Origin of the sequence: Ferruginibacter sp., assembly GCF_031430955.1 — a bacterium.
Classification (GTDB): domain Bacteria; phylum Bacteroidota; class Bacteroidia; order Chitinophagales; family Chitinophagaceae; genus Ferruginibacter.
In genome coordinates, this window is the sequence record NZ_JANPCM010000433.1 from 1 (window position 1) to 2,788 (window position 2,788).

5 protein-coding genes are annotated in these 2,788 nt (G+C 35.0%); 2 read left to right on the forward strand and 3 right to left on the reverse strand.

Annotated features, from left to right (window positions below; all coding sequences use genetic code 11):
- Both ACY65O_RS12020 and ACY65O_RS12025 read left to right on the forward strand, forming a co-directional pair.
- Window positions 1-446: LytR/AlgR family response regulator transcription factor (locus ACY65O_RS12020; protein ID WP_462221096.1), on the forward strand; the 446-nt coding region annotated here is incomplete at its 5' end.
- Between the two features lie 56 nt (window positions 447-502).
- Window positions 503-1,198: a YjjG family noncanonical pyrimidine nucleotidase gene (locus tag ACY65O_RS12025; RefSeq protein WP_462221097.1), complete on the forward strand. Its 696-nt coding sequence runs from the start codon at window positions 503-505 to the stop codon at window positions 1,196-1,198.
- Window positions 1,199-1,272: 74 nt separating this feature from the next.
- On the opposite strand, the gene ACY65O_RS12030 is transcribed toward ACY65O_RS12025, so the two are convergent.
- The 3 genes from ACY65O_RS12030 to ACY65O_RS12040 form a co-directional block, all read right to left on the reverse strand.
- The gene (locus ACY65O_RS12030; protein WP_462221098.1) at window positions 1,273-1,452 is read right to left on the reverse strand and encodes a hypothetical protein; all 180 of its coding nucleotides are present in this window, start codon (window positions 1,450-1,452) and stop codon (window positions 1,273-1,275) included.
- Between the two features lie 72 nt (window positions 1,453-1,524).
- Window positions 1,525-2,181 (reverse strand): phosphatidylserine decarboxylase family protein, encoded by a 657-nt coding sequence (locus tag ACY65O_RS12035; RefSeq protein ID WP_462221099.1) that lies wholly within the window; start codon window positions 2,179-2,181, stop codon window positions 1,525-1,527.
- Window positions 2,182-2,256: 75 nt separating this feature from the next.
- Window positions 2,257-2,788 (reverse strand): phosphatidate cytidylyltransferase (locus tag ACY65O_RS12040; protein ID WP_462221100.1); only part of this gene is annotated, 532 nt, incomplete at its 5' end.

The window sequence follows — 2,788 nt, forward strand, 5'->3', positions numbered from 1 at the left end:
AGCCCATTGATGCTGATGAACTGAGGGCCGCTGCCGATAAATTTATTATTAAAGAAACACTTTTGCTGCACAATAGATCTTTATACAACAACCTGCTGCATAATATTTCCACACCAGATAAAAAAGATTTTAGAATGGCGTTGCCCACCAGTAAAGAAACTATTTTTTGCAGGCCTGCAGAAATAATACGGCTGGAAGGCGAAAGCAACTACACTAAATTTTTTTTTACTGATAAAAAAACATTAGTTACCTCACGTACTTTAAAAGAATACGAAGAAATACTGGTAACTCATGGTTTTATAAGGGTACATAAATCGCACCTGGTAAATAAAACTTACGTTATCAATTATACTGCCGATGGAATGCTTACCATGACAGATAATTCAAAAGTAGAAATATCACGCCGCAGAAAAGAAGAAGTTATTACACAGTTAAAAGCAAACTGATTTAAGAATTTTACATTTACTTTGCCACCCGGGTTTTAATCACCCTTTTATTATTAATGAAATACAAACATCTTTTTTTTGATCTGGATCATACCCTTTGGGATTTTGATGCCAATGCTAAAGCTACACTTACTGATTTGTTTGCTTTATTTGAATTAGATAAAAAAGTGGCAGCTCCTTTTGACAATTTTTATAAAAAATATTTATACCACAACGAAATATTATGGGACAAATACCATCATGGTTTAATTAGCGCCGAAGATTTAAAATGGAAAAGGATGTGGCGTACTTTGCTTGATTTTAAAATTGGAGATGAAAAATTATCTAGAGACTTAAGCGGAAAGTTTTTAGAAATACTGCCCACCAAAAAATTGCTTTTTCCGCATACTACAGAATTATTAAACTACCTGCTGGATAAAAAATATGCGCTGCATTTAATTACCAACGGATTTGAAAAAACCCAGTGGAGTAAAATTAATAACAGCGGGTTGGCAAAATATTTCACCCACATGATTACCTCCGAAGCCAGCAACAGCCTTAAACCTAAAAAAGAAATTTTTGATTATGCCATGGGCAAGGCAGGAGCATCTTTAAAAGAAAGCATTATGATCGGTGATAATTTAGATGCAGATATACAGGGTGCTATTAATGCCGGTATGGATTCTGTTTTTGTAAACCATATCAATGCCATATCACACATCAAATCCACTTATACTGTTTACCATTTAAAAGAGTTGGAATTAATTTTATAATAATTTTTTAGGTGCATAAAATAAAAAAGCCCTGCTGTAAAAGCGGGGCTTTAAAATAATTTAAACAACAATCATTACAAATGAGCTGTATGCGCTTTGTCTGTACAGCCGGCCTTAGTTGCAGAAGCGGTAGATTTTGTGCAGCAGGTTTTTCCTTTAGCACATTTTTTAGATTTCTTCTTTTTTCCGTTATCAGCAAAAGCTATACTAGTAACTAATAACGCTGCTGTAGCTAATAAAAATACTTTTTTCATGTTTATCTGTTTATTTGAAGAACGTAAATGTAGGGCAGATATTGCAAATTGCCAAGGGCAAACTGTTAAAAATTACAATGTTGCCACAACGGTAACACCACCCTGCACTACCTCATTCAATTCTACATTTATTTTTGTGCCAATGGGTAATAACAAATCTACCCGGCTGCCAAATTTTATGAAGCCCATTTCATCGGTTTGCTCTACTTTTTGGCCAACCTGCAAATAGTTTACAATACGTTTGGCTAAAGCGCCGGCAATTTGTTTTACTAAAATTTCGGTATTATTTTTTTTAATTACCACACTGTGCCTTTCGTTTTCGGTAGATGATTTGGGGTTCCATGCTACTAAATATTTTCCTTTATGATATTGATTGTACACCACTTCGCCACTAATAGGGTTGCGGTTTACATGTACATTGGCAGGGCTCATAAAAATAGATACCTGTAAACGTTTGGTCTTAAAATATTCTACATCAATAATTTCTTCTATCACCACCACTTTACCATCGGCAGGTGCCACAACAAGGTTTTCGCCAACAGTGAGTTTCCTTGCCGGAATGCGAAAAAAAGACACTAAGAAAAGCAGTACAAAAAGCGTAGCAAAAAATATTACCCAGCACAAAACCGGTAACGAAGCACTGAAAAAATAAAAGCAGGCAAAATTAATAGCGCCAAAAATTAAAGTGCCAATGCCTATTGATTGATATCCCTCTCTGTGAATGGTCATGCAGTTGAATTGAGTTGCAAATATAAAGAGTTTAGGGTTGTAAGTTTAGGGGTTTAGTCGTTAGATGTTTAAGTTTTAGTTCATAAATAATTTTACATATAGCCAAACTGCTGGTGCTGCAAATAGTAAACTGTCGAACCTGTCTAAAAAACCGCCGTGGCCGGGCATTATGGTGCCGCTGTCTTTTACATTAGCCATGCGTTTTAGTTTGCTTTCAAATAAATCTCCTATTGTGCCAAAGATGGCGCAGAGGGCAGCGATTACAAAGCATATTTTATGCTGAGCGAAAGGATAAAAATATTTATCTGCCAATAATGGGAATAGGAAACCAATAATTAATATTGCCAGTATTGCTCCTCCGATTGTTCCTTCCCAAGTTTTTTTTGGAGATATTTTAGAGAAGGGTGTTTTACCAATCAATGAACCCACTATGTAAGCCATAGTATCATTTATCCAGATGGAAAAAACAATACAAACAGGAAGAGTATTTCCAAAATCAGAATGGGTTTTAAATCCTTCGTAATCACTCCAAATATTTCGCAAATCAACCATTATTACAATCGGCATCGTTACATAAACCAACCCAACTAAACAATATTTCAAATAT

Excerpts from the sequence above, each read along its gene's own strand:
- ACY65O_RS12035 (WP_462221099.1), bottom strand. The coding sequence starts at position 2,181 with ATGACCATTCACAGAGAGGGATATCAATCAATAGGCATTGGCACTTTA.
- ACY65O_RS12025 (WP_462221097.1), top strand. The coding sequence starts at position 503 with ATGAAATACAAACATCTTTTTTTTGATCTGGATCATACCCTTTGGGAT.
- ACY65O_RS12030 (WP_462221098.1), bottom strand. The coding sequence starts at position 1,452 with ATGAAAAAAGTATTTTTATTAGCTACAGCAGCGTTATTAGTTACTAGT.